The following is a 24,274-nucleotide window of genomic DNA, read 5'->3' on the forward strand; positions in this document are numbered from 1 at the left end:
ACGAAAGTGGCGCTGTCCAACTACCGAATCAATTCCATAATCGGCTTGGAGTCTTCCGGGGTCGCCCAGATCGGACGGGCGCCGAGGAAGTGCTTGGCGCGATGGTCGACGCCCATGATCTTGTAGATGGTCGCCATATAGTCCGCTTCGCCTACTGGATTCTCCGCGACCTCGAAACCGTCGCGGTCGCTCGAACCGTAATACTGTCCCCCCTTGATGCCGCCGCCGGCCAGGACAACCGTCCACGCGCGGCCAAAATGGTCGCGGCCACCGCGGTTGTTGATTGCGGGCGTGCGGCCGAACTCGCTCGTCCAGACGACCAGCGTGTCCTGCAACAGGCCGCGCTGCGTCAGATCTTCCAGCAGCGATCCCCAGGCAGGATCCATGATGGAGTACAGCGCCTTAGAGATCGGGAAGTTGTCCATGTGTGTGTCGTGGCCGCCATGGGAAACCTCCACGAATGACACGCCAGCTTCGACGAGCTTCAGCGCGGTGAAACAACCGCGGCCGAACTTGCTGTCGCCGTAGCGGTCCTTGGCCTTTTCCCACTCGGCGCTGACGTCGAACGTCTGGCGGGCTCGCATCAGGCGGATCGCGCGTAGTTCCGCCGAGCGATGAGCGGCGAAAGGGTCGCCGGAACGACTCTCCGCGAATCGTTGCTCCATGAAGCTCAGCAGCTCACCGCGCCGGCCCTGAATCTCCGGCGATACGGACGGATTAGCGAACCCCGGGAGTTTACCGTCGTCGGCCACAACAAGCGGCTCGTACTGCGGGCCAAGATAACCCGCGCCGTAGATCCCGCTGCCGCTCCCGATCTTGACGAAGCTCGGCAGGTCGCTTTCCGGGTTTTCGCAATACTTGGCGATCATTGCGCCGGCTTCAGGATGCGGGAATCGCTCGCTCGGATGGTAACCGGTGTGCATGTAGTAACCGCCGGGTCCGTGATCGGGCGTTTTCGTTCGCATGCTGCGAATGATTCCGAGCCTGTCGGCATGGCGGGCAATGTTTGGCAGAAATTCGCAGACCTGAATGCCGGGCACCTTGGTCTGGACTGGGCGGAACTCGCCGGCAGTCGGCCGGCCTGGCTTCATATCGAAGGTGTCGATTTGGCTCACACCCCCTTCCATGTAGAGCATGATGCAGCGCTTTCCCGTTCGCTTCGCCTCGGCCGCGATCGTCTGCGAATGGGTCAGCGCGCCCCAGTTGGCGACGGCCAAACCGCCAGCCGTGGTTAGCAGCCCCTTCATCAGCGAGCGACGGTTCAAATGCTGAACCGCGTTGCACGTGCCCAGTTGGAAGTTCGTATTCATCTTTTTTTCCAACCTGACTAGCGGTTGAATCGAAACTCCGAACCCGACACCAACACCCACAGCGCGTCTTCCATGCGCTGAGCAGTCTGCTTTGGGTCTTTCGCGTCCACGCTCAGGTACTGAACGAATCGCTCGCGCTCCTCGCTGGTAGCGGGCCGGCTGAGTACTGACAGGAACATCCGCTCGACCTTCTCGTTCCAATCCTCGGCGCCCAGGACCAACTTCTCCGGCAGGTTGCCTTTATTGGGCCGGCACATCGCGCGGAAGCCTTCGCCGTTGTGCAGATACAAATGCTCTGACAGGCTCCCTTGGAATCGGCCCTGACCGTCCGTGGGCTCCCCCAGGTATTGCATCATTTGCTGGTTCGGTTCGGTCTTGAGAGCCGCTTCGACGCCCAGCCCCATTGCAATGTGCAGCGACGATGTCAACTCCTCGATGGTCAAGGGGCGAATCCGGGCACGCTCATAGAACCGCGGCAAGGCATCTGCCACCGCGCCTAAGTCGCTTGCCTGATAGGTCTCGCTGTTGACGATTTCGCGAACCAGCCATTTGACGTCGAATTTGTGAGCCACCAATTCGGTCTCGATTGCCTTGAGTAACTCCGGCAGGCTGGGATCGTTGCTCGAATTGAAATCGTCGACGGGATGCACGAAGCCGCGCCCCATGAATTGAGCCCAGACGCGATTGGCCACCGCCTTCGCGAAGAACGGATTGTCCTTCGCGATCATCCACTCGATGAACTTCTCGCGGCGGGAAAAGGCCGGCTTCGGCGGCAGTTCACCGGCCTTCAGTTTCGGCTCGACGTAATCTTGCGGCGGTTCGGGTTCCGCCAGTTCCTCGCCGCTGAGAAACTTCGGCTTGATGGGGACCGTCTTTTTCTTCTTGGTCTTCGCGTCGATTTCTTCCAGCGAAAACAACGCTTCGCCGACCATCTTCTCGCCGACCAGGTAAAGGTTGCCCGTTTGATTCGTGATCTCCGGCTTGCCCGGAACGTCCACGGCCATCGTGCGGACGAAGAAGCCCGACAGGCCGTGGTAATCCTTCTGCGTCCACGACTCATAGGGGTGATCGTGGCACTTGGCACATTGAATTTGCGTGGCGAGGAAGAACCGCGAGACCGCGTTGACCATTTCGTCCGGGTCGCGGTGCGCGGCGAAAAAGAGCTGCGAACCCTCTTCCTCGGCTTGGAGAATCTTGGCGGCGATGCGATCCAACGGCTCATTCGCCACGAACTGCTTGGCCAGCCAGACGCGGAACCGGCCTCGGTTTCGATAGCCCACCGTGCCATCCACGAGCTTGTTCTTCCGACCCAGCATGGCCAGGTCCCACACTTGGGCTTGCTGCCGAGCGTGTCGGGGGTCGGCCAACAGCTTGTCGATCAGTTTTTCGCGCTTCTGCGGATCGCTGTCGTTGAGAAACGTCGTCGCTTCTTCGTAACTCGGAATCATGCCGACAAGATCGAGATTCACTCGCCGCAAAAATACGGCGTCTGTCGATCTGGGAGGCGGCGTGAGCTTTTCCTTTTCCCACGCGGCTCTGACTTCGCGATCAATCGAATTGCGGAGACTGCCATCTTGGGCGCACACTAACGTCGGCCCCAGGCACATCGCAGCGACGAACAATCCGATTGCGATTCGATCCACGGGCACGTTTTGTTCTCCGGCGGAATTGATCATGCCAAGACCTCCGCTAGAGGGCCAGCTTGCGCGGCGGCTGGCATTTTCGAATCGAGTTCGCCGAAGTTCTCTCGCTTGTCTCCCACGGCGTGAAGCAGAGCCAGGTAGAAATTGCGGACAGTTCGATTCGCCGTTTCCTTCGCGTCCTCCTGATAGTCCGGGAATTGCAGGAAGCGGCCGGCTGTCTTCAATCGCCCGCCGAGGTTGCCGAGCGTCACCAGCGGCCATTCCGCACAGAAGCCGTGGTGCTCTTCGCCCGAGTCGCTCATCCAGACGATCAGCGTGTTGTCGAGCACCGTGCCGTTCCCTTCCTTCACTGCGTCGAGCCGGCGGGCGATGTCGGCGATCCGTTCCGCGTGGAACTTGCGAATCGGGATGCAGAGCTTGTCCCGCTCCGGATTGTCCGGATGCATGTGCCCAATGGCGTGGCCATCGGTCATCACACCGAGTTCCTTCCAGGTGTAATAGGCGAGTGGCGACGCATCGAGATTCACAACATTCGTCAGTCCCGACGCAATCGCCGCCGCCGTGATGGCACATTGAGCCTCGAACCGCTCGGTCACGAGTTTGCTGTTGAATTTGTCGATCGACGGCACGTTGGCCTTCAGCCGATCGCGCATCGTGGCGACTTGATCTTGCCGAGTCCGCATCTGCTCGAACGTGTCGAGATAGACATCGAGCTTCTCACGATCCATCGCCGGCAGTTCGCGTTGAACTCGCTTGACGTCCGAGCGGATCCAATCGAGCAGCTTGTTCCGCGCCTGGAATGTCTTGCCCGCGTTCCCTTCCGCGACGCTGCCGAAGAGCGACTGAAAGGCGATTTCCGGATTGCAGACCATCGGCTGTGGCCGTTTGGGGCCGCTGGCCGACACCGTATTTTCGACAACTGCCGCCGGCGAACCACTGACCCCCAGCCCAACCACCGGAATTACACTCGGCCGCGCCGACGCAATCGCGTGATCGATCGTCTGTCCCGCCACGTCGCGCCGCCAATTGAAACAGCCCAGCGCGCCATACTTCTTGCCGTGATCGCCGCCACCAGAAATCTTGTGCGACAGCTTCTGTATAATTCCTAACCGATTCTTGAACGGCTCCAGCGCCGCGATCGGCTCCGGCAATTCGAGTTCGCTCAGCGGCCGGTCGACGAGCTTATCGGACTTCTTCCGGTCCACCCCCTTGGGCTGAATGTGATGCGGCCACAGCCCGTTGCCATTCATCACGAAAACGACCCGCAACGGCGGCGCTTCGCCGCGAGCCTCGGCCGCGAGAGCATTCAGAAACGGCTGGAGCACAACCGCCCCCGCGCCCAACGTGACGCCTTTGAGGACCGTTCGGCGTTTGAGCTGGTCCGGTGTAATCAGCTTGAGCGCGTTGTTAGCGTTCTTCATTTGGACTCTTTGGTAATAGAGGGTACGGTTCGGTATAAGTCCGGCAACGGCCCGGCGAAATCGTCGATCAATTCGGCGGCCGACCATTTGTTCATCGGTCGCGATCGCTTCGCCGTAGCGTGAAGGTGAATCGTGGCATGAGTTATTTCTGGAAGCGTCAGACAACCAGCTCGCGAATCGTCTCCGTATGTTCCAGGAGATTCATCGTGCGGTCGAGGATTCGCATCGCAGGATCGAGGCCCAGGTGCCGATACAGAGTGGCGAACAACTGTTGATAGTGGATCGGACGATTCGACGGGTGCTCTCCGTAGCGGTTCGTGCTGCCGATCACCTGGCCGACCTTAAGCCCGCCGCCGAACAACAGTGCGGAGGCCGCCGGCGCATAGTGATCTCGTCCCGCGTCCTTGTTGATTCGCGGCGTGCGGCCAAACTCGCCCCACACCAGCACGAGCACATCTTCAAGCATCCCCCGCGTTTCGAGATCATCGAAGAACGCACTCAGGCCGATGTCGAACGACGGCAACAATTCGTATTTTAGGGCATTGAAGTTGTCGCGGTGCGTATCCCAACGCCGTTCGCCACCCTCTTCCCAGGTTAGGTTGACGCATCTCGCACCACATTCGATCAACCGCCGAGCCATCAAAAACCGGGCATTCTGCAACCCGAGTTTGATCTTCGACACCGGACTGTTGCCGAGGTCGGCGCAATAGCGGCTTCGCACTTCCGGCGGCTCGCGCGTGATGTCTAGGGCGTGGGCAAACTCGCGCGACGTCACGAACTGAAAGGCCCGTTCGGCGTAGGTATCCATCGCCGCCATGTTGCCGCGGGCGTCGACATCGCGACGCAGGGTGTCCAACTGCGACAGAAGAGACCGCCGCTCGGGCGTGATATTCCGCGTCAGCAGGTTGGCCCGTCCCTCTGCACTGTCGGGCATGTAGCAGTCGAACGCCGGGCCCAGAAACCCCGCGGAGCGAAAGTACGCCTGCTCACTGGGGTTGTAAGCCGAGAGCATCGCCACAGCGGTCGGGACATTGCCGTTGGTCGGGCCCTGAAACTTCGCCACGACCGATCCGATATTCGGCCGTCCGCCGAGGTTCTTCAAACTGCCCGGCGGATAGCCCGTCGCACACATGGCCCCGTCATGCGAGTCCACGGTTCCCATCAGCGAGCGGATGAGGACCATCCGATCCAATCGTTCAGCGAGACGCGGCAGATGCTCGCAGATTTGCACGCCGGGCGTCCGCGTGGCAATCGGCTGAAAGACTCCACGAATCTCCGCCGGAGCGTCCGGCTTCATATCGAAGGTGTCCAGGTGAGAAGCACCGCCCGCCAACCAGACGTTGACGATCGATCGCTTCCGATATGCGGGATCGAGCGTTGAGCGTTCGTCGGCGCGAAGGAAATCGGCGAGAGTCAGTCCGCTGAGAGCCGCGGCCCCAGTTTGAAGCAGCTCGCGCCGGTGCAGGCCGTTGCAACGACCGTGTTGATTGCTGGTCATGGTTAATCCGTTTGTGGGTGAAGTTTCGTCTTTGCGTCGCCGAGCGGGTTTGCTGTCTACGGAGGTGCCGCGCCCGCGTTGGACTTCGTCGTAAATCCCGCCGTGCGAATCTCGGCATCTTGAATGTCGGGCAGGCTGTTCGCCGGCTTGTCCAGGTAGAAGAACGCGGTGCAGCTCCAGTCGGACAGGCCGACGTCGAATCCCAACCCGGTCAGGCGGTACGAAACGTTCTCGTGAAACCAGACGGCATCTTTGACGTGGTAGCGGTACATCACGATGGATAGGCGATCGCCGGCCTCGTGAACATAGGGGCGTCCCGCGTGGCGATGCGAGTAGGGCAGATGCGACTCTTCCCGCGACCACCAACCGGAGAGCAGATAGTCGTCAATAGAATTGATTTTGAGCGTCGGGGCGTCGGTGTCGTTCATCTTGTCCGTGAAGATCAGGCTCCGCCTGTCGTACCATGTCCAATTCTTTCCGGGCCGATCTTGGTGGACCGCCCAGTGAGTTCCCAGGTATCGTCCCTTGCCGGCAACTTCCGGCAGCACGACGATCGAATCCTGTTTGCTGACGTTGCTCTGCCGTCTCCAGTGGGCGTGCAGATACAAGGCGTCTTCTCCCACCGGCTTGCAATCAACATGCACCAGATGAAAGAAATCGATCTTCCTGTCGGAGTCGTTCACCACTTCAATTCGAGCCGACTTGCGAAAGGGCATGGGAATCGAGCAGTCGAAGACGCAGAACCGGTTCGAGGACGCGAAGAATTCGTTTTCGATCGCTTGCAGTTCGAGCGGCTGGCAGAAGAAATCCGACAGCGGAGCGGACACCGCGGGTTTTCCGCTGCCGTCCCAATAGATGTTGATGACCAGGAGGCGGCAAAGACGATTGTCGAGGCCCAGCTGTTTGGAAGGACCAAAGGTTGCCCAGAACCGGGTGATCACGCCTGGGTCCTTGAGATCCACGATATCGGTCCTGCTTCCGGGGGCAAGAACCATGCCCGACCAGTCGACCTGAGTCTTCTGTCCGGACGGCATCTGATAAAGCGGCGCGGGATTTGGGGTTTCAGCCTGCACGCATCGGCAAAGGCCAAGAAGCCCAATCAGTCCCATTACGAAGCGAATGTCGAATCGTTTCATGTTGTTTACAAATCAATGGCAGTCACTTGTCAGCCAAAACGTTGCAAGTGCGAACGCTTGTTGTGTTTGTCGTATCTACAACGTGAGTCCGGTAATCGGCTCGGCGGCGGTGGCGATTCGGATCACCTCCTGAAATTGGGTTTGCAATCGCAACTGCCCGATGTCCAGCAGCGTGTGCAGCATGGTCGCGTGCAGGTTCTCGACCGTTACCGGCTCCGTCGCCGGCTGGCCCGCGTCGCGCGTCGATTGGCCGATCACCTGGCCCATCGGCAGGCCACCGCCGGCGAGCAGCAGCGGCGCGCTGTGGGGCCAGTGATTGCGTCCGCCGTCCGACTGAAGTTTTGGCGTCCGCCCCATCTCCCCCGTCGCGACCAGCAGCACCTTGTCTTCCAGCCCGCGTTCGCGCAGGTCGTCGAGAAAGACCGACACCGCGTGATCGAACACGGCCCCCGAAAAATTCATGCCTTCCTTCATGGCAGGATTATTGCCGTCGGCGTGGTGGTCCCAGGCAAAATTCGTCGTCACCGTGATGAACCCGCACCCCGCTTCCACCAGCCGACGGGCCAGCAGGAGTTCCTTGCCCAGCGTCTTGCCGTGGTCGACATAGCGGGGATAAAAGCCCTTTTGTTTCCCGTCTGGCCCCAGCCGGACCGATTCCGGATTGCAGAGACGGCTCGTGTCGTATCGATCGATCACCCTCTGGTCCTCCTGCGACAGATCAAACGCTTTTCCCACGCCGCCAATAATCGTCTCGAAAGCCTGCCGCCGATAGTCGTCGAACTCGGGAACTTGCAACTGCCGCTTCACGCCGTCGAGGCTGGCTAACAATTGCCGGCGGCCGTCCAGCCGATCGAGGGGCAGCGTCAGTTGCATGTCCTGCTGCAGGGAGCCGCCGCTGCTGACGGTACCGGGGATCAGCGGCGCGTAGGCCGCGCCGAACGGCCCGGTACTGTCGAATCGGCCCCACACGACGTTATTATTCGGGCCTGCCGTAGGATCGACCGACCGCGGGAACAGCACGACGTTGGTGGGCATGCCCGTGCCGGGCCGGATAGCACCGACGACTCGGGAATAACACGTACCGAGATTGGCGTCGAGCGATTCCCTGCCGGCGATCGGCCGGAGGTCGTGGTCGCTGCGGCCTCCGAACGTGAACGAGCGGACGATCGCCAGTCGGTCCGCTCGCTCAGCCAACTGCGGAAACGTGCCGCCGAACGTCACGCCGGGGAGCTTCGTTTGTACTTCGCCGGTGACGCTGCGGATCTCCGCCGGGGCCGACATTTTCGGATCGAAGGTTTCGATTTGGCTGGGGCCGCCGTGCATAAATAAGAAGACGACCGCTTTGTCGCGGAGCACCTTCGCATTAGCCGCCCCCGCCGCCTTGGCGGCCAGCAACTGCGGTAGAGCGAGCCCGCCCAAGGCCAGACTACCAACTTGCAAAAAGGACCGGCGCGAGAAGCCACGACGACTATCGATCAAGGTCAACATGAAGAAAACTCTGGTGGGGCTGGGTTGTACGTGGCTGGGTTGTACGTGGCTGGGTTGTACGTGGCTGGGTTGTACGTCTCTAGAAGGGCCGGCCGCCCTGTCCTACTTCTCCTACACCAGCTCCCGAATCGGCTCTCCAAACGGCAGCAAATGCTGCGGGCGGCCCGTGTAATCGAGGATCGCGTCGTGTTGGTTGATGCCAAGATGCTTGTAGACCGTTGCCCAGAGGTCGTTGGGCGTGAGCTCGCGCTCGTGTGGGTGCTCACCCTTGCTGTTGGTCGAGCCAATCACTTGCCCGTGCCGCATGCCGCCGCCGCTCACAAGAACCGACATCGCCTGCGGCCAATGCTCGCGGCCGTAACGCATTCCCTTCGCCCCACCGCTGGATTGGCTGATCCTTGGCGAGCGGCCAAATTCGCCCGTGACCACCAGCAGCACCTTCTTGTCCAGTCCGCGGGCGTACAGATCTTCGACGAGCGCCGTGACCACTTGGTCGTAGAGTGGCAAACGCTGTCGCATGTCGATGAAGTTGTCATGGTTCACGGCGTGCGTGTCCCAGTTGTAAAACGTGTTCGGCAGATTCGGATTCTCCAGCACGCAAGTAACGAAGCTGCACCCGGCCTCCACAAGCCGCCGCGAGAGCAGCGCCCGCTGCCCCCAGGAGTTTCGGCCGTAGCGATCCCGGAGTGCATCGGGTTCCTGCGAGAGATCGAACGCCTCGCGCGTCCGCGGGCTGGTCATGATGCTGATCGCCTTTTGATGGAAGCTGTCCATGGCCCCCATTGTGCCGCTGGCGTCGACCTGCCGCCGGAGGTGATCAAAGCTCTGCAGCAATTGCATGCGGTCATCGAGGCGCCCCTCGACATTTTTGTGCAGTGTGACGTTTTTGATCTCGAAGTTCGGCTGATTGGGATTGCCGCCGACTCCAAAAGCGTTGTATTTCGGCCCCAGGTAGGCCGGCCCCTGAGCATACGTATGCACACTCTCCCGTCCGCCATCAGCCGCGATCACACAATTCGGCAGGCCGAGATCGAGCTGCTCGCGCATCTTGGCGACGATCGAGATCACCGATGGGGCATCGTTGACCGTCTCGGTCGGCGTGGCCGGAATTCGCCCGGTCATGAACCGTTTGCTGCCGCCCCCGTGGTCGTTGAACGTGTGGGCGATGCTGCGGATGACGGTGTACTTGTCCGCGATCTTCGTATGCAGTGGCATCAGCTCGCACACCTCCAGCCCCGGCACCGTCGTCTCGATCGGCTGAAACGGACCGCGATACTCCTCGGGCGCGTTGGGCTTCATGTCGTACATGTCCAGGTGCGGCGGGCCACCGGCCAACCAGACGAACAGCACCGCCGTATCCGGCGCGTGGCTCGCCTGCCCCGCGGCCGCTCGCAACCGCAGCAGATCCGCCATGCAGATCCCGCTGACACCCAGCGTCCCCATTTGCAACAACGATCGCCGCGAAAATGGTCCGTTACAAGATTTCAAGTTCATTCGCACTACTCCTCAGTCTGTAAGTCTTGATTTGTCCGGGCACAAGATTCAGCTACTTGTCGCTTCCCAGCATTCCCGGACGTCCTACCTCGAACAGCTTCTTGATTTCATCCACCGACAAATTGCGGTTCCAGATCGCCAGTTCGTCCACCCGGCCGCGTAGCGCGCGGGTTGTCACCTGATCACCTTCAAGAGCAAGCCAATTCCCCAGCCGACACGAACCGGGATGTAGGACTTGGTCTGTTCTCCAGTGTCGCTCAAGTGCCAGAATGCCGTTCACGTACACGCGGTGCGAACGCGTTTCTCGCGACAGCACCGAGGCAACGTGAGTCCACTGACCTAGGGGAACTGGACTCCCAACGAGCCGGTCCTCATACTGCCCCGCGACCGCCACGCCGCCGCGAGGATGTCCTTGTCGCGTCAACTGCAAGTGAACGTGCCCCAGGTCGTATCCGTCGGAGTTAAGAATCGCATTGAACACGAAATCAAGCCGATCGAGTTTCAGCCAAACAGCGATCGTCAGTTCGTCATGTTCGCCGGGAATGTTTAGCTGCACGAAATCCGTGTCTCGATCAAAGAGCAACGCCTCTTTGCCCGGCCAACGTCCGGTCGTCCAGCGTGCGCCCTCGATCCGACCGGCGGGCATTTCAGTTTCGGTGCGCGAATTGACCAACGCACTCTCGTCCGAAGTGCGGCGAAACGGATAAAACGCCAACAGCCGATTATCCGCTCGCATCTCTTGTTCGTATTGCTGCCAACGCTGAAATCCAATCGCTCCAGGGGTCGGGAACGCCTGCTCGTCAATTTCTGGCACCGTCTCGGCTGCACCGTCCACATAACGCGACGACTCACCCTCCATGACTTCGGACAACACTTTTCCCGTCCGAGGATCCGCGACATTCACTTGCCCGTCGAACACATACAGGTCGCTCGCGCCATTCCGATGATCGACGCGCAGACCAAACTCCGTTCCCAGGTCCACGTAGTCTGCCGCGTCGGTTGCGATCGTGAAACCCCGCGCGGTTGACGGAGCCGTGACGCGCACGTTGCCATAGACCAGCCGAGTATGTTGTGCGTCGCGGACATCCAGTCGCGCCGGACTGGCGATGACGACGTCCGCTCCCTGGGCGAATCGTAAATGCACTATTCCTTTGAGCAACTCGTACTCGCCCGGACCAATGCGAATCCCATCGGGCGCTCGACCTTCCGCAAATTCAGCTCCTACTTGATCGACCAAGAGTGCCGCAATGACATCGGTCTTGGGCGCGGGATTCGTGGTTTCTCGCGGTTGGTGTGTCGCAACGATTTCATTCGGAGCACGATCAACATTCGTCCTCGGCCAGAAAATTGCAACGACGCTGGCAATGATTGTTCCGGCCGCGAAAGCCAGCATCCAGCCCATTGGCGATGCTGGAAACGAAACGGCAGGCGGCGACTTCAGCGAATTTTTGCCTGCGACTTCTGGCGATAACGCGGCCACAAAATCCCAATGAAGGGCTGCATGCAAACTCATGAATTCCCGATATGCGCGGCGAACTTCGGGGCGGGAGCGTAACAATTCGCCCAGCTGTTTCTCGTCCGCTTCCGAAGCAATGCCATCCACGAGTCGATTAAACAGGGCTTCGAGGTCTCCATCGATCGTATTCATGAGAAGGCCTCCTCGGCGATAGTCCTCTCGATACACTCCAGAAGTGCGTGTCGTATGCGCCTGAGCCGATCCGAAAATGCCTTAGCAGTCACTCCGCCGGCCGCGGCCAGTGCAGTCACCGTTGCCTCCGGTTCATAGCGCCGAGCAATGAGTTCGCGTTGCTCTGGCCTCAGCTTTTGCAGACATGACGCGAGCGCATTACGCCGGGCCTCAAACATCTGCTCATCCGCTGCCGCCTCGTCCGCCAGCAACTTCGCGAGATCGTCGTCGATCACCACCCGTTGCTGCTGCCGCCTGCGCGTCTTTAGCCACGCAAGGGCCTGCCATTGAGCAAACTGCATCGCCCAGGGGAGAAAAGGGCGAGTGGCGTCAAACTCCGCCGCCTTTCCCCAAAGCACCAGGTTTGTCTGCTGTAAGATGTCATCCGCTTCGGTGGCGTTCCAAACCATCGACAGGATGAAGGCGTGCAGCTGCCGTTGCACTCGGGTGATCTGTGCTACAAACTCAGCGGATGCCATCAGCGGCCAGCCTCGCCGATCAGAATCGGTCACGGGAGCGGGAAATCATTCGTTATTAGAACTTAGCCGAACACCGCAGAATCCCGCGGATATTTTTCATGGCCATGGATGTTAGCCAGCCTGCTATTCGCCATGAATGATCGCAAGTGCTGTCAAGGCAACATATTGCGTTAGCATGAGAGATCTCGGCGGGATCACTTGGCCCACGATGGCCGGACCCTCACTAAGTTGTACCGACGAGTTGCCAAGCAAAGCATGATGCCGCAGGAGGTAGCCTTTTAGAGACAGCACCCTGCTCGACATAGGTGTCGAACAACGCCGCCAAGGGAGCTAGATTGGCGTTGCGCTGGCTCGCACGCCATCACCATAACGCGGACAGAATTCGGAAACCCTTTGCGATGCGCATCGGGTTGTAATTGAACGGCTTACGGCGAGGGGCGATTTCAGGGGGAGTTGGCAAACCGGAGACTAGTTATTATCTGTGAAATAGTTCTGATAGTTAAAGAGAAAAGGCAGGAGGGCGGAGGCTTTCGCCCCCGCCCCCCTGGCTACGCTGCTAACTAAGCAGCATCAGATTGATCGTTGACTTGAGGATCGTGCTGAGTTGAATCGGTTTGATTCGCCTCAGTTTTCGCAAAATTTAGGGCTTTGCGAATCGTTGGCTCAGTCTTGCCGAAATGTGCAAATGCCATTTTCATGCTGACGTTTGGCTGGCCCATGAAGTCGGTCACGGCTTGAGCATTGGCGCGGGACCAGTTCGGCAAATTTGGACGGCTGACCGACTTTCCGAACGCCTCGATGCCGAATTTCTCCCTTGCATACCGGCGTGTTGATTTAGTCGAGTTTTGGAAAATAACGGAAGTTCATGATCCACTAACTCATTTATTGGAAAGATACTTTCCATTGTTTGCGAATTCGACTAAATCAACACGCCGATACCGGAGGGCTGCCCGGATTGTTGGCACCGTCTTGCCGAAGTGCTTTGCCGTGACTTCCATAGAGGCATGATGATTAAGCCGAAACTCCGCCACCGCCTGCAATTTGTCTTGGCCCAGGATAATGTCTCCGGCACGTCGAAATGGTCCTCGGCAAACCATTCCGGCCCTAGTCCAGCAAACCGGTCCGTATCCACGGCGAATTCATTCGCTTCGATTTCCGCTTCGTCGTCGTCAATGGCACCGTTGATGTCCAAGCGCGCCCGTCGGCGTGGCTTGGCGCAGAACTTTGCCGGCACCGCATCAGATGCGGAGCCTTGCGGGCGACTGGAATCGGTGATGAAGAGCGTCAGATCGCCAGCCAGCGCGCCGAGCTTGCAGGTACGAATGACCACATGGCCTGTATCGTCGCACCAGATCGTATCGATGTGGTGCGAGAGCATCAGGTTCGCCCATGGCACGCAGCAACTCGTGCCGCGAGCAAGCGGTTCAAGATCTCACGACCCGAAAAGTTGACCGGAATTCCCCTTGTCTTGTGACGAGCCCAACTCACAAGTCAAAGGAATGCACCGATGGCCGACGATTTCCTGCAACCGCGAGAGGCCGCGCGTCGCTTAGGGATCACGGTCACGACCCTTTATGACTGGCTCAGTCAATCAGACTATGGGTTGCTCAGAATCCGCGGCGAACGCGTCACCGTTGCTTACCTGCAAGCAGGTCCGTCAGGCCATGGGCGGATTCGTATCTCGGAGAGCGAAGTAGAGCGGCTGCTGGAGTTCATGCGAGTGAAACCGAAACGGATCGTCACGCGGCACCCTCCTACCCAGCGGACTGCTTTCCCTGGTATTACTGTTCCGTTAGGCCGACCGAATCAGACCTAACCATGAGTTCACCGCAGTGCACTCCTGCCGCCACCGGGGCCGCAACTCGGTGCGGAATACCTTTTTGGTGACGACAGGCAGTGCAAGGATTCCTCAGCCAGAATGTCCTTGGCCGCGCTTTCGATTCTGGTGACGCCGGTCCTCCTCAACTAGATCGCGCCTTTCCAAGGCGTTGAAGAACGACAGCAAGTAATACAAGGCAACGGCCGCACCCAGCGCTCCCCACCAGCCTGCCGCAGGTGCTGAGAGGAGAGTTGCAGCAACAATTACGATGGCCACATGTCCAAAATGACGGGCGCCGTCGAAGGGCATGTGGTCACCGTCGCCCCGGCACAAATGATCGGATGATCTGCGCCAAAGTCTTCAAAATCGCGTCGAGGCAGTCCTCCAGCCACTGGAGCTGCGGAACATTCTTCTTTTTCATTCGCCTGCAGTGCATAAACATCTCCTTTCAATCCTGAGAAACATGGCATTAGAGACTCGCCGCTTCTCCGGCTGAATTCCGGAGAGGGCGCAGAAAGGCTACCCGCGGCATAACATCCCCCCCTTACGGAGCACGCACTTGATGCGGGCAGCAATTATTCGATTGACCAGACGCGCCCGTTACGCCACGTGCTGCAACTGCTTGAGTGAGTCGAGGGCCAGCTTCAGGGACTTCTGGCTTCGCTTCTCGTTTTTGAGGGACCCAATCAACTCCTTGCTGCTGGCCAGAACTTCCCGCAACTGATCCCGTAGGGAAATGGCCTGTTCCAGCGCGCTGGTTGCCTTGCCAGGGACTCGTTGTTTGCGGCGGCGAACGACTTGCGCTCCCTCGGACGCTTCTTGCTGAGTCGCGAGCTGGGTTGCCGGCTGCGAGGGTGCCGCGGGCTGCGGCTGACTGATCGACGGTGTAATCCGGTTCACGGGGGTTTCCTTTCGGGGTCTTGGAGGTGGTGAAATACGATGGCCATAATCCAGAGGGGATTCAATCCGCAGACAATCGTCCGAGGGCTTGAGCGCCTCTTTTGGATCGAGCAGCATCCAGAGAAAGGTGCGATTCGCATCCTGGGCGACTGCAGGCGACACGTTGTCGGGCAGATGGATCTCCGAGAATCCCATCGCAGCGGCCCGAGCAAGGAAATTTCGGTCCGTACAAATGCGGATGTCGTCGCCCTGCTTGCTGGAGTTGCGCAGGATCATCTCCGCGGGGCGCGGCGTGCTGATCGACGTAGCTCGCAGGATGATGCTGCCGTTGAGGTCGATGGTCAATTCCCGGTGAGTATTGCCATTGGGGAGCCGGTGCAGATTATCAACCAGGAACTTGGCATCCGCAGGCGAAAGCTGCAGCGTCGATTTGCTGTAGCGGGTTGAGGGAATGATCTGATTGTAAACGACGGTCGAATAGTGCAGCGCGCGGCGGTTGAAAAGTGTGGCGCTGAGGTGGGGAAGGGTCTCAGTCTAAATCAGGGTGTTGGGGCATTCCAGTAAGAATCCTTCCTCCTCCGGAGGAGGAAGGATTGCGACGGTTGTAACGACGGCTAGGATTCTGCCGTTTCATCGGCGGGTGACAAGGATGAGGTCGCCGGTTTCGGGCGCGATCCTTTGCGGCGGCGCCGCGCGTCTTGCAAGCGATAACTTTCGCCGGTCGATTCGAGGATGTGGCAGCGGTGTGTCAGCCGATCGAGCACGGCGCCGGTCAGGCGCTCGCTGCCCAGGACTTCGGTCCATTGCTCGAACGGCAGATTGGTGGTCACGATCAACGATTGGCGTTCGTAAGCGCTACTGATGACCTCGAAGAGCAACTCCGCGCCCAGCTTACTGGCGGGGACGTAACCCAGTTCATCGAGGATCAGCAGATCGAACTTGGCTAGTGACGACTTCATCCGCAGCAGCGTCCGTTCTTCTCGGGCTTCCATAAGTTGCGTGATCAGTTCCGTCACGCGGCAGAAGCGGACCCGTTTGCCCCGCTGACAGGCGGCAATGCCAAGCGCGATGGCCAGGTGCGTCTTCCCCGTGCCCGGATGCCCGAGAAAGATCACCGACTCGCGGCGTTCCACGAACTCGCACCGCAGTAGTTCTGCCACCAGCACGCGATTGAGCGAGGGCTGGGCGGCGAAGTCGAAATCACCAGGCGATTTCAGGTTGGGAAAGCGCGCTGACTTGAGCCGCCGCTCGCTGGCACGCTTCTCACGGTTGAGTAACTCCAGCTCACACAGTTGCAGCAGAAAGCCCAGATGATCGACGTTCTCCGTCGCACACCGCTGGGCCGTTTTCTCGCAGCCCTCCAGGAACGACGGCAACCGTAGGGCCTTCAAGTGATGCTTGAGCAGCACCGTGCTTTTGGTTTCGAGAGATTTCATAACACACCTCCCGTCGTCAGCGCGCAGGTCAGTTCACGGTAAGACAGGAGATTGGGAGGAGGGATCGAGTGCGACTGCAGATGCGGATGATTGTCCAGCCGAAACCACCGCGTCGGCTCTTCCAGTCCCTGCTGCACGAGCAGCCGAATCGCATCGACGGCCAGAACGTCGATCTCCAGTGCCCGCTCAATCGCCGCAGTTAATGCAGCCAGCGAGATAGTCTCCAGCAGCCGCAAGGTTTTGATGAACTCCCGGCGGCCGTGTGCGCCGCCATCTGCTTCCAGACGCCGCCGGAGGAGATCGAAACAGTCCGGCAAGCCCCAGTTTTCCAGGGGTTTCGCGAAGTCCAAGCCCCCTGGCTTCCGCTCCAAGAGTGCCAGGTAATGCAGCGGGTTGTAATGGACCTGCTCCTTCGACCAGTCGCGTGGATGCTGGGCAACCAACTTGTCGTTAACGACCAGCCGAACTTCCTCCAGGCCGCCAATTGCGGTCACTTTCTGATGAGCATACTGCGTCGGCACCGAGTAATCGTTGCCGTCGAAGCGAACCAAGGAAAGAGAGTTGGCCTGGGCCGGTTCGACTCGCCGCGCTTCAAAGCCCGACTTCGGCAGCGGCAACAACGCAGCCTGCTCCTCTGCCAACAACGTGGCTTTGTTCGCCGGTTGTCCGCGTAACTGGCGTTCCAGATCTTCACAGCACTGCCGCTCGAGTTCGGCATTCAGCACTTCCAGGCTGCCGGTCCGTGGTACCGGCACCAGGAAGTTCCGCCGCGCGAAACCGATGAGGTTCTCCGTATGCCCCTTCTCCATCGGCCGTCGCACCAGGCAGAAGTGATGCTCAAACAGATAATGACTCTGCAGCCGTAGGAACTCACGCGTCGGCGTGTCACCCCGTTTCCCCACGAACCGGGCCACAGCAATCCGGCTGTTGTCGTAGCTGATCCGGCGGGGCACGCCGCCGAAGAACTCAAAGGCCCGCTGATGGCCCGCTTGAAACGTCTCGGTGCATTCGCGAGGAAAGACCTGCACGAAGAACGCGTCGCTGTACGGCAACGACATGACGCAGTACGCGACTTTCGTCGGCATGCCTTGCAGCACCACCTCCGCTTCGCCGAAGTCGAACTGGGCTTCGCCCGGTTGATGCGACAAGGGTAAGAACACCTCCGCCGTGGTCGTTCGCCACTCCCGCACGACCTCGCCGACCACCGTGATCCCGCCGGTGTAGCCATGCTCGGCACGCAGGCGGTCGAAGATCCGTTTAGTGGTGTGGCGCTGCTTGCGGGGCGCCGTTTTGTCCTGCTCCAGGATCTCGTGGATGATCGGCAGGAACGGATCGAGTTTGGGCCGCTCCCGGGGCAGACGTTGTCGATAACCGGGCGGCTCAGGGTGCTGCAGGATCTTTTCGAGGGTCTGCCAGTGAAGGGAAAATTCCCTGCAAACCGCTCGTTTGGATTTCTTCTCGGTCAGGACAAGACGACGGATTTCGGTCCAGTTATGCATATCTCGCAGCATGGGCTACGCTCGCGGATCGTAAGGCTTGAGACGCTGGGAAGCCTCAAATCTGCCTTACGGATTCTCACGAGCAGGGCTAGCGCTGCACTTTTCGACCGACCATCGGCTCCGCCGCGCGCTGCACTATTCGACCGTCGTTTACAGTAAGTGTCCGAACTGCGGAAGCGTATTGAACTCTGGTGCGAATAATACCTTTCGCCAGGGAGATTCTCGTGTCTGCCCAGTCTGCCACACTCAGTTCACGGTTTCCCTGCCTCTGCCGCCGTTGGACAATATTAAATTTGGGTGTTCACTGGCCGAGCGGGTAGCCAACTTCCTTCAGGCAGGCGGCGAGATCCCAAGTCGCCACCCATATTTTGACGAGGCTTGCCTCGCCCGAATCGGCAGTGAGTTTTTGTACGGTTACGCGAATGAGGCCCGAGCACCGCATTTTTTGACACGACGCCAGTCATCGATCGGTTCGCAAACCGAGCGCCATTGGTAGATTGGCTGGCGAATAATAGCGACCATAGTTTGAACCGGGGATCAAACACAGGCCTACGGTCCTCCGAGGAGATTGGAGTCACGCGGCAAGTGCCTGAAGCGGCAGTTGGTATTGAACCGGCGAGGACAGCTGAGAGCGGCAGGTAGGGTAGCAACGCCACTTTACTTTGCGCTCCCCAGTTAGTATCAGCGTTCCGACCATTACTTTTTTTGGTTGATGTTCCGCGTCAGGACGCGGAAGTGCCGCAATTGTACGTCGAACCTCCTCATCAGTCGGTCTGACTAATTCGGCGATTACATGCCCATCGTGCAGCACGATAAATGTTGGCCAAAGCTTGACCCGAAAGGATCGTCCGAGTGGCTTGCCTCGTCCGTCGGCGATTCGTATGTGCAGGACGTCACTGCGCTTCTCAAGTACTTCTCTGATGGCCGGTTCTAACGCCAGGCAGTGGCCGCACCAGCCAGCGCCAAATTCTAGGAGCACTAATCCGGTGCCTTCATCGAGTTGCTGGCGCGCGGGTTGGATCTCGCTGTAAGGGGAAGAGATGGGCATTTAAGTACCACAAAACGTTCGATAGTTGCATTCACTGGCGGGTGGTTCTCTGTACGATTGCCCCCCTGTGGCATCATAGGGTCGCTTCAGAACTTCCAGCAGCCGATGCAGCGGCGACAAATCGCCTGAATCCTCGGCGGCAGACAATGCTTCTTCAACGCGGTGATTACGAGGAATGAACGCCGGATTGACGATCCGCATGCCGGCGTAGATTGAGCTGTGCGGTTTTTGTTCACAGTTCAATCGTTCCTGCCACCGCGCGTACCAAGCTTGGAAGTCGGGCTGGTTGTAATAATGACCAGCAGGCATGGTACCCGCGGACAGATCACGCCAGACGTTGGTGTAATCTGCGCCAGCTTGCTGCATCCAGTCCAGAAGTGATCGAACGAGCTCAAGATCACCCGAATCTGGCGTCTGTAGTCCCAACTTTCGCCGCATGCCATCGAGCCAGTATCGATCGAAGAGGGCTGGGGACTCGCTAATGGTCTCCGTAGCGATGGCGATTGCTCGATTCGAGTCCGAATCTAACAGCGGCAAGAGAGTTTCGGCAAAGCGTGCTAGGTTCCACATTGCGATCGCCGGCTGATTGCGATAGGCATACCTGCCCGCATGATCAATTGAGCTAAACACAGTATCCGGGTCATAGGCGTTCATAAAGGCACAGGGGCCATAATCAATCGTCTCGCCCGAAATTGCCATGTTGTCAGTATTCATCACGCCATGGATGAAACCGACCGCCTGCCACTTGGCAATGAGTGCAGCCTGGCGATCAATCACCGCCCACAAGAAGTCCTGATACTTGTTTGGAGTATCTCCGATTTCTGGATAATGCCTTTCGATTGCATAGTCGGCCAGGGCTTTCAGACTCGTGTAGTCCCGCGTGGCGGCCAAATATTGAAAAGTCCCGACTCGAATGTGACTCGCGGCAACTCGGACCAGGATCGCTCCTTTACGGACGGATTCTCGATAGACCGGTTCTCCGGTGGTGATTACCGCCAAGCTTTGCGTAGTGGGAATTTCTAAAGCAAACATGGCTTCACTGATCAGATACTCGCGGAGCATCGGCCCGAGCGCTGCTCGACCGTCACCGCCTCGTGAGAACCTCGTTCGTCCTGCCCCCTTTAGTTGAATGTCGAGCAAATTGCCGGCCGGGGTGCGATGTTCGCCGAGCAATATGGCGCGACCGTCCCCCAACATGGTGAAGCCGCCGAACTGATGACCAGCGTAAGCCTGCGCGATCGGCTGAAAGTCACCTGGCAGTTGGTTCCCCGCAAATAGCGACGCCAGCGTTTCCGGTGTGGTTCTTGACAAATTGATTCCAAGCACACGGGCGAGCCGGTCGTTCAGGATAGAAACTTGTGGATCACGTACCGGAACCGGTAAAGCAGAGCTAAAGAGCGTTTCTGGCAGACGTGCATAAGTGTGCTCCATCCGCCAGCCAATATCGGTGTTCGCAACTGATGGCATCAATCGTCATTCCCTTGCTTTGCTTCTGAATCTAGGAATTATAGACGATTAAGCAATTCCGAAGGCAAAATTGCGGCAGATCGGCGGTCTGGTTCGTCGGACCTTCTAGCTGTTCCGCAACGAAATCAATCGCCCCGATTCGTTCCGCGTTCTCTAGTTAGTTTCTGTGTCCGAGCCGTCCCCGGGGCCGAACCTGACTTGAAGCAGTCAGTGATTTGGTCGCTTTGACGGATCATTCGGTCGGCAGTAGTTGGATCGCGTCGACGATGACGAAGCCGACGGTGTTGGCATTGGAAATCGAAATGGTGGTTTCTACCTCAGCTTGCAGATCGATCGTATCAATCGGGCGGAAGAGCTTCCCCGCAGGTAACGGCTTGGTCTGATCAACAGTCAGCGTCTTAGTGGCACTGCCAGAAGTAACCGTCACAGGAACATTGTTCGCTCGACTCTCGTGCGCCGAATAGGCAAGGAGAAGCTGATACCGACCGGTTTTCGGGGATTTGAAGCGAAACGTGGCGGATGTCGAGCCATCGCCTTTGGTGGTAGCATCTTTCTCGCCGCAATAAACGTAGCCGCGATCGATGTGCGGCTTGAAATTGGTCGAGTGAGTCCACTGACCTGCTAACTTCGCATTGCGATCGTCTAGCACGATGCCCGGCAGTTTGCCCGAGTCAATTGAATGAGCCGTGGACTCGGTCTCTGAGATCGTAGGTAATTCCAGCACCTGCTTTTGGGCGAGCAACCGCTCGCGCAGCTTCGGGTACGGCAGTTTTTGGACAGCCAATTCTTGCTTTGCAGCGAGTGCTGCTGCGATCCCTGCGCTTTGACCGAGGATCATCCACGTCGGTTCGACTCGAATCGAGGAGATACCGACATGCGTACAAGAGAGAGCGACTGGGACGAGCAGATTTTCGCATTCCTCGGGTTTCGGCAAGATCGAGCGATAAGGAACGTGGTATGCATATCCCTGAGCGGGGCTCTTGCGCCTCACAGGGAAGATCGTTCCCTCATTGATGACCCCGCCGTCTTTGATTGCAACTCGCTGGCAATCATGAGAATCGATCGGGAAAGATGAGACAACAATCGGGTCTTCCTTCTCAGGCTCTTCCAGGATGTCTTTCTGGCTCAGCACATACATGCCTTTCATGCGCCGCCCTTCACGCACATACAGCGATGGTGAAAAGTGTCCGTAGTCGGCAAACTCGTCCCTACACAAACCAAGGGCCGAGAATCGCCTGCGATCAGCTTCGGGAACTGCTGGGTCGGTCGTAAGAAAGTGATAGAACTCCAGGGTGTACTGCTTGTGAGCTTCCCAGATCGCCTTGCGGCCAGTCTCGCCGGCCGCGCACCAGTCATTACCGCCACCAACTAGGCCGATGGAGAATTGCCCGCCAATCGAATTATTGCCGTCGACTTTGCCACCAGGGAGAGGATAAAGATCAAAGCCGACCTTTCCTCCGTTCTGGACAAACCGCCGAATGACTTCGAAACGTGCGGGATCGTAGTTCACCGGTTTGGGAAACGGTACGCGAATCTTGGGATCAGCTGTCAGGCACAGTCGAAAGCTGTAAACCATCACATTCTGGTCGCCTTCGTCTTCAGGACCGGCATTCGTAGTGGTAATCAATGGCAACGGCTTGCCCTCGCTGTCAAAACCGTCGATGTTCATTTTCCCCTTGGGGTAGCGCTTGCCAGCCAGCGACTCTCCGAACGCGGCGCGTCCTTCACGTCCAATCGTCCAACTCACCCCTGCGGCCGGTAACAGGTCACCTTCGTAAGTAGCATCGACGAAGACTTTGGCGGTAAATGTTCCATCGTTAGTCACAACGGATGTGATTCGATTACCCTCCTTGATCACCGACTGTAGATAGCGATTGGTTAGCACGGTGACGCCAGCCTCGTCCAGCATCTGTCGAGTGACCCTGGCCGCAACGTGTGGTTCGTATGTCCACTTGGACTGATCTTTGATGCCGACCTTGTACGGCAAGACAACGCCGCGCTCGGTGTAGTCTCGTTCAATGCGCGAGTGCCATTCATCAAACAAGCCCATCACCGTGCTCCGCACGGTCTGGTTGGAATCACTAAAACTGAGGCCGCCGGTATTCAGACCACCAATATGATTCGTCGGTTCCAAGAGAATGACCGATGCACCTTCTCGAGCAGCGGCAATTGCCGCACAGACACCACCTGGCGTCGAGCCATAGACAACCACATCGGCCTTGCTGGCGTCGCTCGCCTGTACGGCTGTCATTCCGCAACACAGGAACACCACCGCGGCTAAAATTCGTTGACGATCAATCATGGGGAAATCCTTCGATAGCCTCGAACACTTGGTCGACCGAATTCAATTCTCCGCATCTGCGCTCTCGCTTAGTAGGAGGGTTCGTCTCGGCATCCCGAACCGAACGTACCGACCCATCAACCGAAATCGAGATACGTTTCAGATGGCCGATGGTCCCGTCGGGGTGATAAGTCTGAAATCAGTTTAGATTGACATATCCAGCTATCACTTAATGTTGGTGATCGGCACCTGCAGAAGAGGTTGAGCCCTTCGACTTTCAGTATAAGGTTTTCCGACGAACGTGAGACGGTAACCAATGTCGGAGAAATCAAACATCTCGATCAACGTGCATTCCATTCGCGGTTCGGCTGTTTCCACAAGATGCGTGCGGCGTAGATGCTATTGTCGGAACCGTAGGGGTTGCCCGGCCGGAGAATGCCCTTGGGGCCTTGCATCCATTCGGCTGTTGTCACCCAGCTTTCGTGCTCGTTCACTTCGGTAACACCAAAAGCGTTGCCCAAGCCTGCCCCGCGCTCAGGAATCAAGATTCGCTCGGTACTGCGGATCACGTGCAGTTTCTCGGGATCGACCTGCGCGATGAACAGCGGCGCTCGATGGCGGAACACATGGTCGTTGGTCGCCCCTTTGCGCGTGTAGCTCAGCAGCAAGCCGGCGCTGTGTGTAACCCAATGTTGCTGAGTGTTTGTGCTGCCGAGATCGCTGCCGTCGTCGAACCGCCAACGTTTGACCGGGCCGAAGTGGAGACCGTCATCGGACGTGGCCACGTAGGCCGTGCGATCGTTACGCATTGTCAGAAAATATCGGCCGCGATACACGGTCAGCGACGGTTCGAAGACGCCGGTCTGGCGACTACCGGGAAGTTTGTATTCGACGCCGGGCTCAGCAGGTCGGCTCAGTTCGTCGCCATGTTCGAGATACTTGAGCTTCCTACCGTCAAACGAACAACGCATCACGGCGGTGTGGTACGGACTTTCGCCGGCGGTCTTGAAGTGGAACGGCAGCAGAATGTCGCCACCAGGCAGATCGACCCGTTGGCTGGCACCGACGGTGGCGTAGAAGAACTTCGGATCGTCGGGCATGACGATCGTGTCCCAAACGGTCCAGGTGCGTTGTTCGGCGTTGTAGACCGAGTATGACGTGCGTGACGACGCTTCGTTTTGACTGATCTTCACTTCCGCGCCGGAGGCATTGCGTTTGTAGCGAACTGTGGGGCCCGTGGCGAGCAATTTGCCGGTCGCTGCGTGCCATTTGGGGACCATGTCGCCAGCGACAATCTCGATACCGCCCGGCTCTTGGCGGCGGCCCAAGGTTTGCGGATGTTCGAGCGGCGGCGACCAGGTTTTGCCCAAGTCGTCGGAACGAACTTCATTGACCGCAAAGAAAACGTCGCTACCAGTGAGCAGTAGCTTTTGCATCGTGAAGACGATACTTGGCTTGGGGCCGTGAACGACACCGGCCCGCGGCGCGACCCAACAGGTTTTGCCATCGAAGCCCGACATGACCGTGTCGAGCTTGATTGTATAGTCGAGCGGCTCCGCGGCGTTTGTCTGTTGTGATGCAGTACTTAGAAGTATTCCGTTAGCTAGGCACAAGATTAGAAACACTCTGCCAAGAATCATCACACTCTCGGTCATCGCCATCTCACAC

Annotated in this window: 19 protein-coding genes; 1 reads left to right on the plus strand and 18 read right to left on the minus strand. The window is 58.5% G+C overall.

Translation table 11 applies throughout. The annotated features are described in order from the left end of the window. Positions 1-20: 20 nt before the first annotated feature. The 11 genes from ETAA8_RS08060 to ETAA8_RS08105 form a co-directional block, all read right to left on the minus strand. Positions 21-1,310, minus strand: coding sequence for a DUF1501 domain-containing protein (locus ETAA8_RS08060; protein ID WP_202921667.1), 1,290 nt, complete (start codon positions 1,308-1,310; stop codon positions 21-23). Between the two features lie 17 nt (positions 1,311-1,327). Further along, on the minus strand, positions 1,328-2,986 hold the full coding sequence (locus ETAA8_RS08065; RefSeq protein ID WP_202921668.1) for a DUF1549 and DUF1553 domain-containing protein: 1,659 nt from the start codon (positions 2,984-2,986) through the stop codon (positions 1,328-1,330). Further along, positions 2,983-4,374 (minus strand): DUF1552 domain-containing protein, encoded by a 1,392-nt coding sequence (locus tag ETAA8_RS08070; RefSeq protein ID WP_202921669.1) that lies wholly within the window; start codon positions 4,372-4,374, stop codon positions 2,983-2,985. The genes ETAA8_RS08065 and ETAA8_RS08070 overlap by 4 nt, the downstream gene beginning before the upstream one ends. Positions 4,375-4,531: 157 nt before the next feature. Then, complete coding sequence (locus tag ETAA8_RS08075) at positions 4,532-5,872, minus strand: DUF1501 domain-containing protein (protein WP_145087314.1); 1,341 nt, start codon at positions 5,870-5,872, stop codon at positions 4,532-4,534. Positions 5,873-5,928: 56 nt separating this feature from the next. Continuing rightward, entirely contained in the window at positions 5,929-7,008 is a 1,080-nt protein-coding gene (locus tag ETAA8_RS08080) for a DUF2961 domain-containing protein (protein ID WP_145087316.1), read from the minus strand. 75 nt (positions 7,009-7,083) lie between these two features. Then, positions 7,084-8,496, minus strand: a complete 1,413-nt coding sequence (locus ETAA8_RS08085) for a DUF1501 domain-containing protein (protein ID WP_145087319.1) — start codon at positions 8,494-8,496, stop codon at positions 7,084-7,086. 111 nt (positions 8,497-8,607) lie between these two features. Then, a complete protein-coding gene (locus tag ETAA8_RS08090; RefSeq protein ID WP_238397704.1) occupies positions 8,608-9,909 on the minus strand; it encodes a DUF1501 domain-containing protein in 1,302 nt (433 codons plus the stop codon). A 133-nt stretch (positions 9,910-10,042) separates the two neighbouring features. Further along, positions 10,043-11,638, minus strand: coding sequence for a LamG-like jellyroll fold domain-containing protein (locus ETAA8_RS08095; protein ID WP_145087323.1), 1,596 nt, complete (start codon positions 11,636-11,638; stop codon positions 10,043-10,045). Continuing rightward, complete coding sequence (locus ETAA8_RS08100; protein ID WP_145087325.1) at positions 11,635-12,189, minus strand: sigma-70 family RNA polymerase sigma factor; 555 nt, start codon at positions 12,187-12,189, stop codon at positions 11,635-11,637. The genes ETAA8_RS08095 and ETAA8_RS08100 overlap by 4 nt, the downstream gene beginning before the upstream one ends. A gap of 527 nt (positions 12,190-12,716) precedes the next feature. Next, positions 12,717-12,887, minus strand: coding sequence for a hypothetical protein (locus tag ETAA8_RS34460; protein ID WP_202921670.1), 171 nt, complete (start codon positions 12,885-12,887; stop codon positions 12,717-12,719). A gap of 188 nt (positions 12,888-13,075) precedes the next feature. Beyond that, positions 13,076-13,534 (minus strand): hypothetical protein, encoded by a 459-nt coding sequence (locus ETAA8_RS08105; protein ID WP_145087327.1) that lies wholly within the window; start codon positions 13,532-13,534, stop codon positions 13,076-13,078. A 129-nt stretch (positions 13,535-13,663) separates the two neighbouring features. Here ETAA8_RS08105 and ETAA8_RS08110 point away from each other — a divergent pair, with 129 nt between their 5' ends. Beyond that, positions 13,664-13,972 (plus strand): helix-turn-helix domain-containing protein, encoded by a 309-nt coding sequence (locus ETAA8_RS08110; protein WP_145087329.1) that lies wholly within the window; start codon positions 13,664-13,666, stop codon positions 13,970-13,972. Positions 13,973-14,575: 603 nt separating this feature from the next. On the opposite strand, the gene ETAA8_RS08115 is transcribed toward ETAA8_RS08110, so the two are convergent. The 7 genes from ETAA8_RS08115 to ETAA8_RS08145 form a co-directional block, all read right to left on the minus strand. After that, positions 14,576-15,220, minus strand: coding sequence for a hypothetical protein (locus tag ETAA8_RS08115; RefSeq protein ID WP_145087331.1), 645 nt, complete (start codon positions 15,218-15,220; stop codon positions 14,576-14,578). Positions 15,221-15,489: 269 nt separating this feature from the next. After that, the gene (gene istB, locus ETAA8_RS08120) at positions 15,490-16,311 is read right to left on the minus strand and encodes an IS21-like element helper ATPase IstB (protein ID WP_145086466.1); all 822 of its coding nucleotides are present in this window, start codon (positions 16,309-16,311) and stop codon (positions 15,490-15,492) included. Beyond that, complete coding sequence (istA, locus tag ETAA8_RS08125; RefSeq protein ID WP_145086469.1) at positions 16,308-17,822, minus strand: IS21 family transposase; 1,515 nt, start codon at positions 17,820-17,822, stop codon at positions 16,308-16,310. The genes istB and istA overlap by 4 nt, the downstream gene beginning before the upstream one ends. 562 nt (positions 17,823-18,384) lie before the next feature. Then, entirely contained in the window at positions 18,385-18,858 is a 474-nt protein-coding gene (locus ETAA8_RS35860; protein WP_145087333.1) for a thioredoxin family protein, read from the minus strand. Continuing rightward, positions 18,859-20,325 carry a protein adenylyltransferase SelO gene (locus tag ETAA8_RS08135; RefSeq protein WP_145087335.1) on the minus strand — a complete coding sequence of 489 codons (1,467 nt, stop codon included), beginning with the start codon at positions 20,323-20,325 and terminating at the stop codon, positions 18,859-18,861. A 232-nt stretch (positions 20,326-20,557) separates the two neighbouring features. Continuing rightward, positions 20,558-22,627: an FAD-dependent oxidoreductase gene (locus ETAA8_RS08140; RefSeq protein WP_145087337.1), complete on the minus strand. Its 2,070-nt coding sequence runs from the start codon at positions 22,625-22,627 to the stop codon at positions 20,558-20,560. A gap of 320 nt (positions 22,628-22,947) precedes the next feature. Continuing rightward, a complete protein-coding gene (locus tag ETAA8_RS08145; RefSeq protein ID WP_202921671.1) occupies positions 22,948-24,126 on the minus strand; it encodes a sialidase family protein in 1,179 nt (392 codons plus the stop codon). Between the last annotated feature and the right edge of the window lie 148 nt (positions 24,127-24,274).

Source organism: Anatilimnocola aggregata (assembly GCF_007747655.1).
Classification (GTDB): domain Bacteria; phylum Planctomycetota; class Planctomycetia; order Pirellulales; family Pirellulaceae; genus Anatilimnocola; species Anatilimnocola aggregata.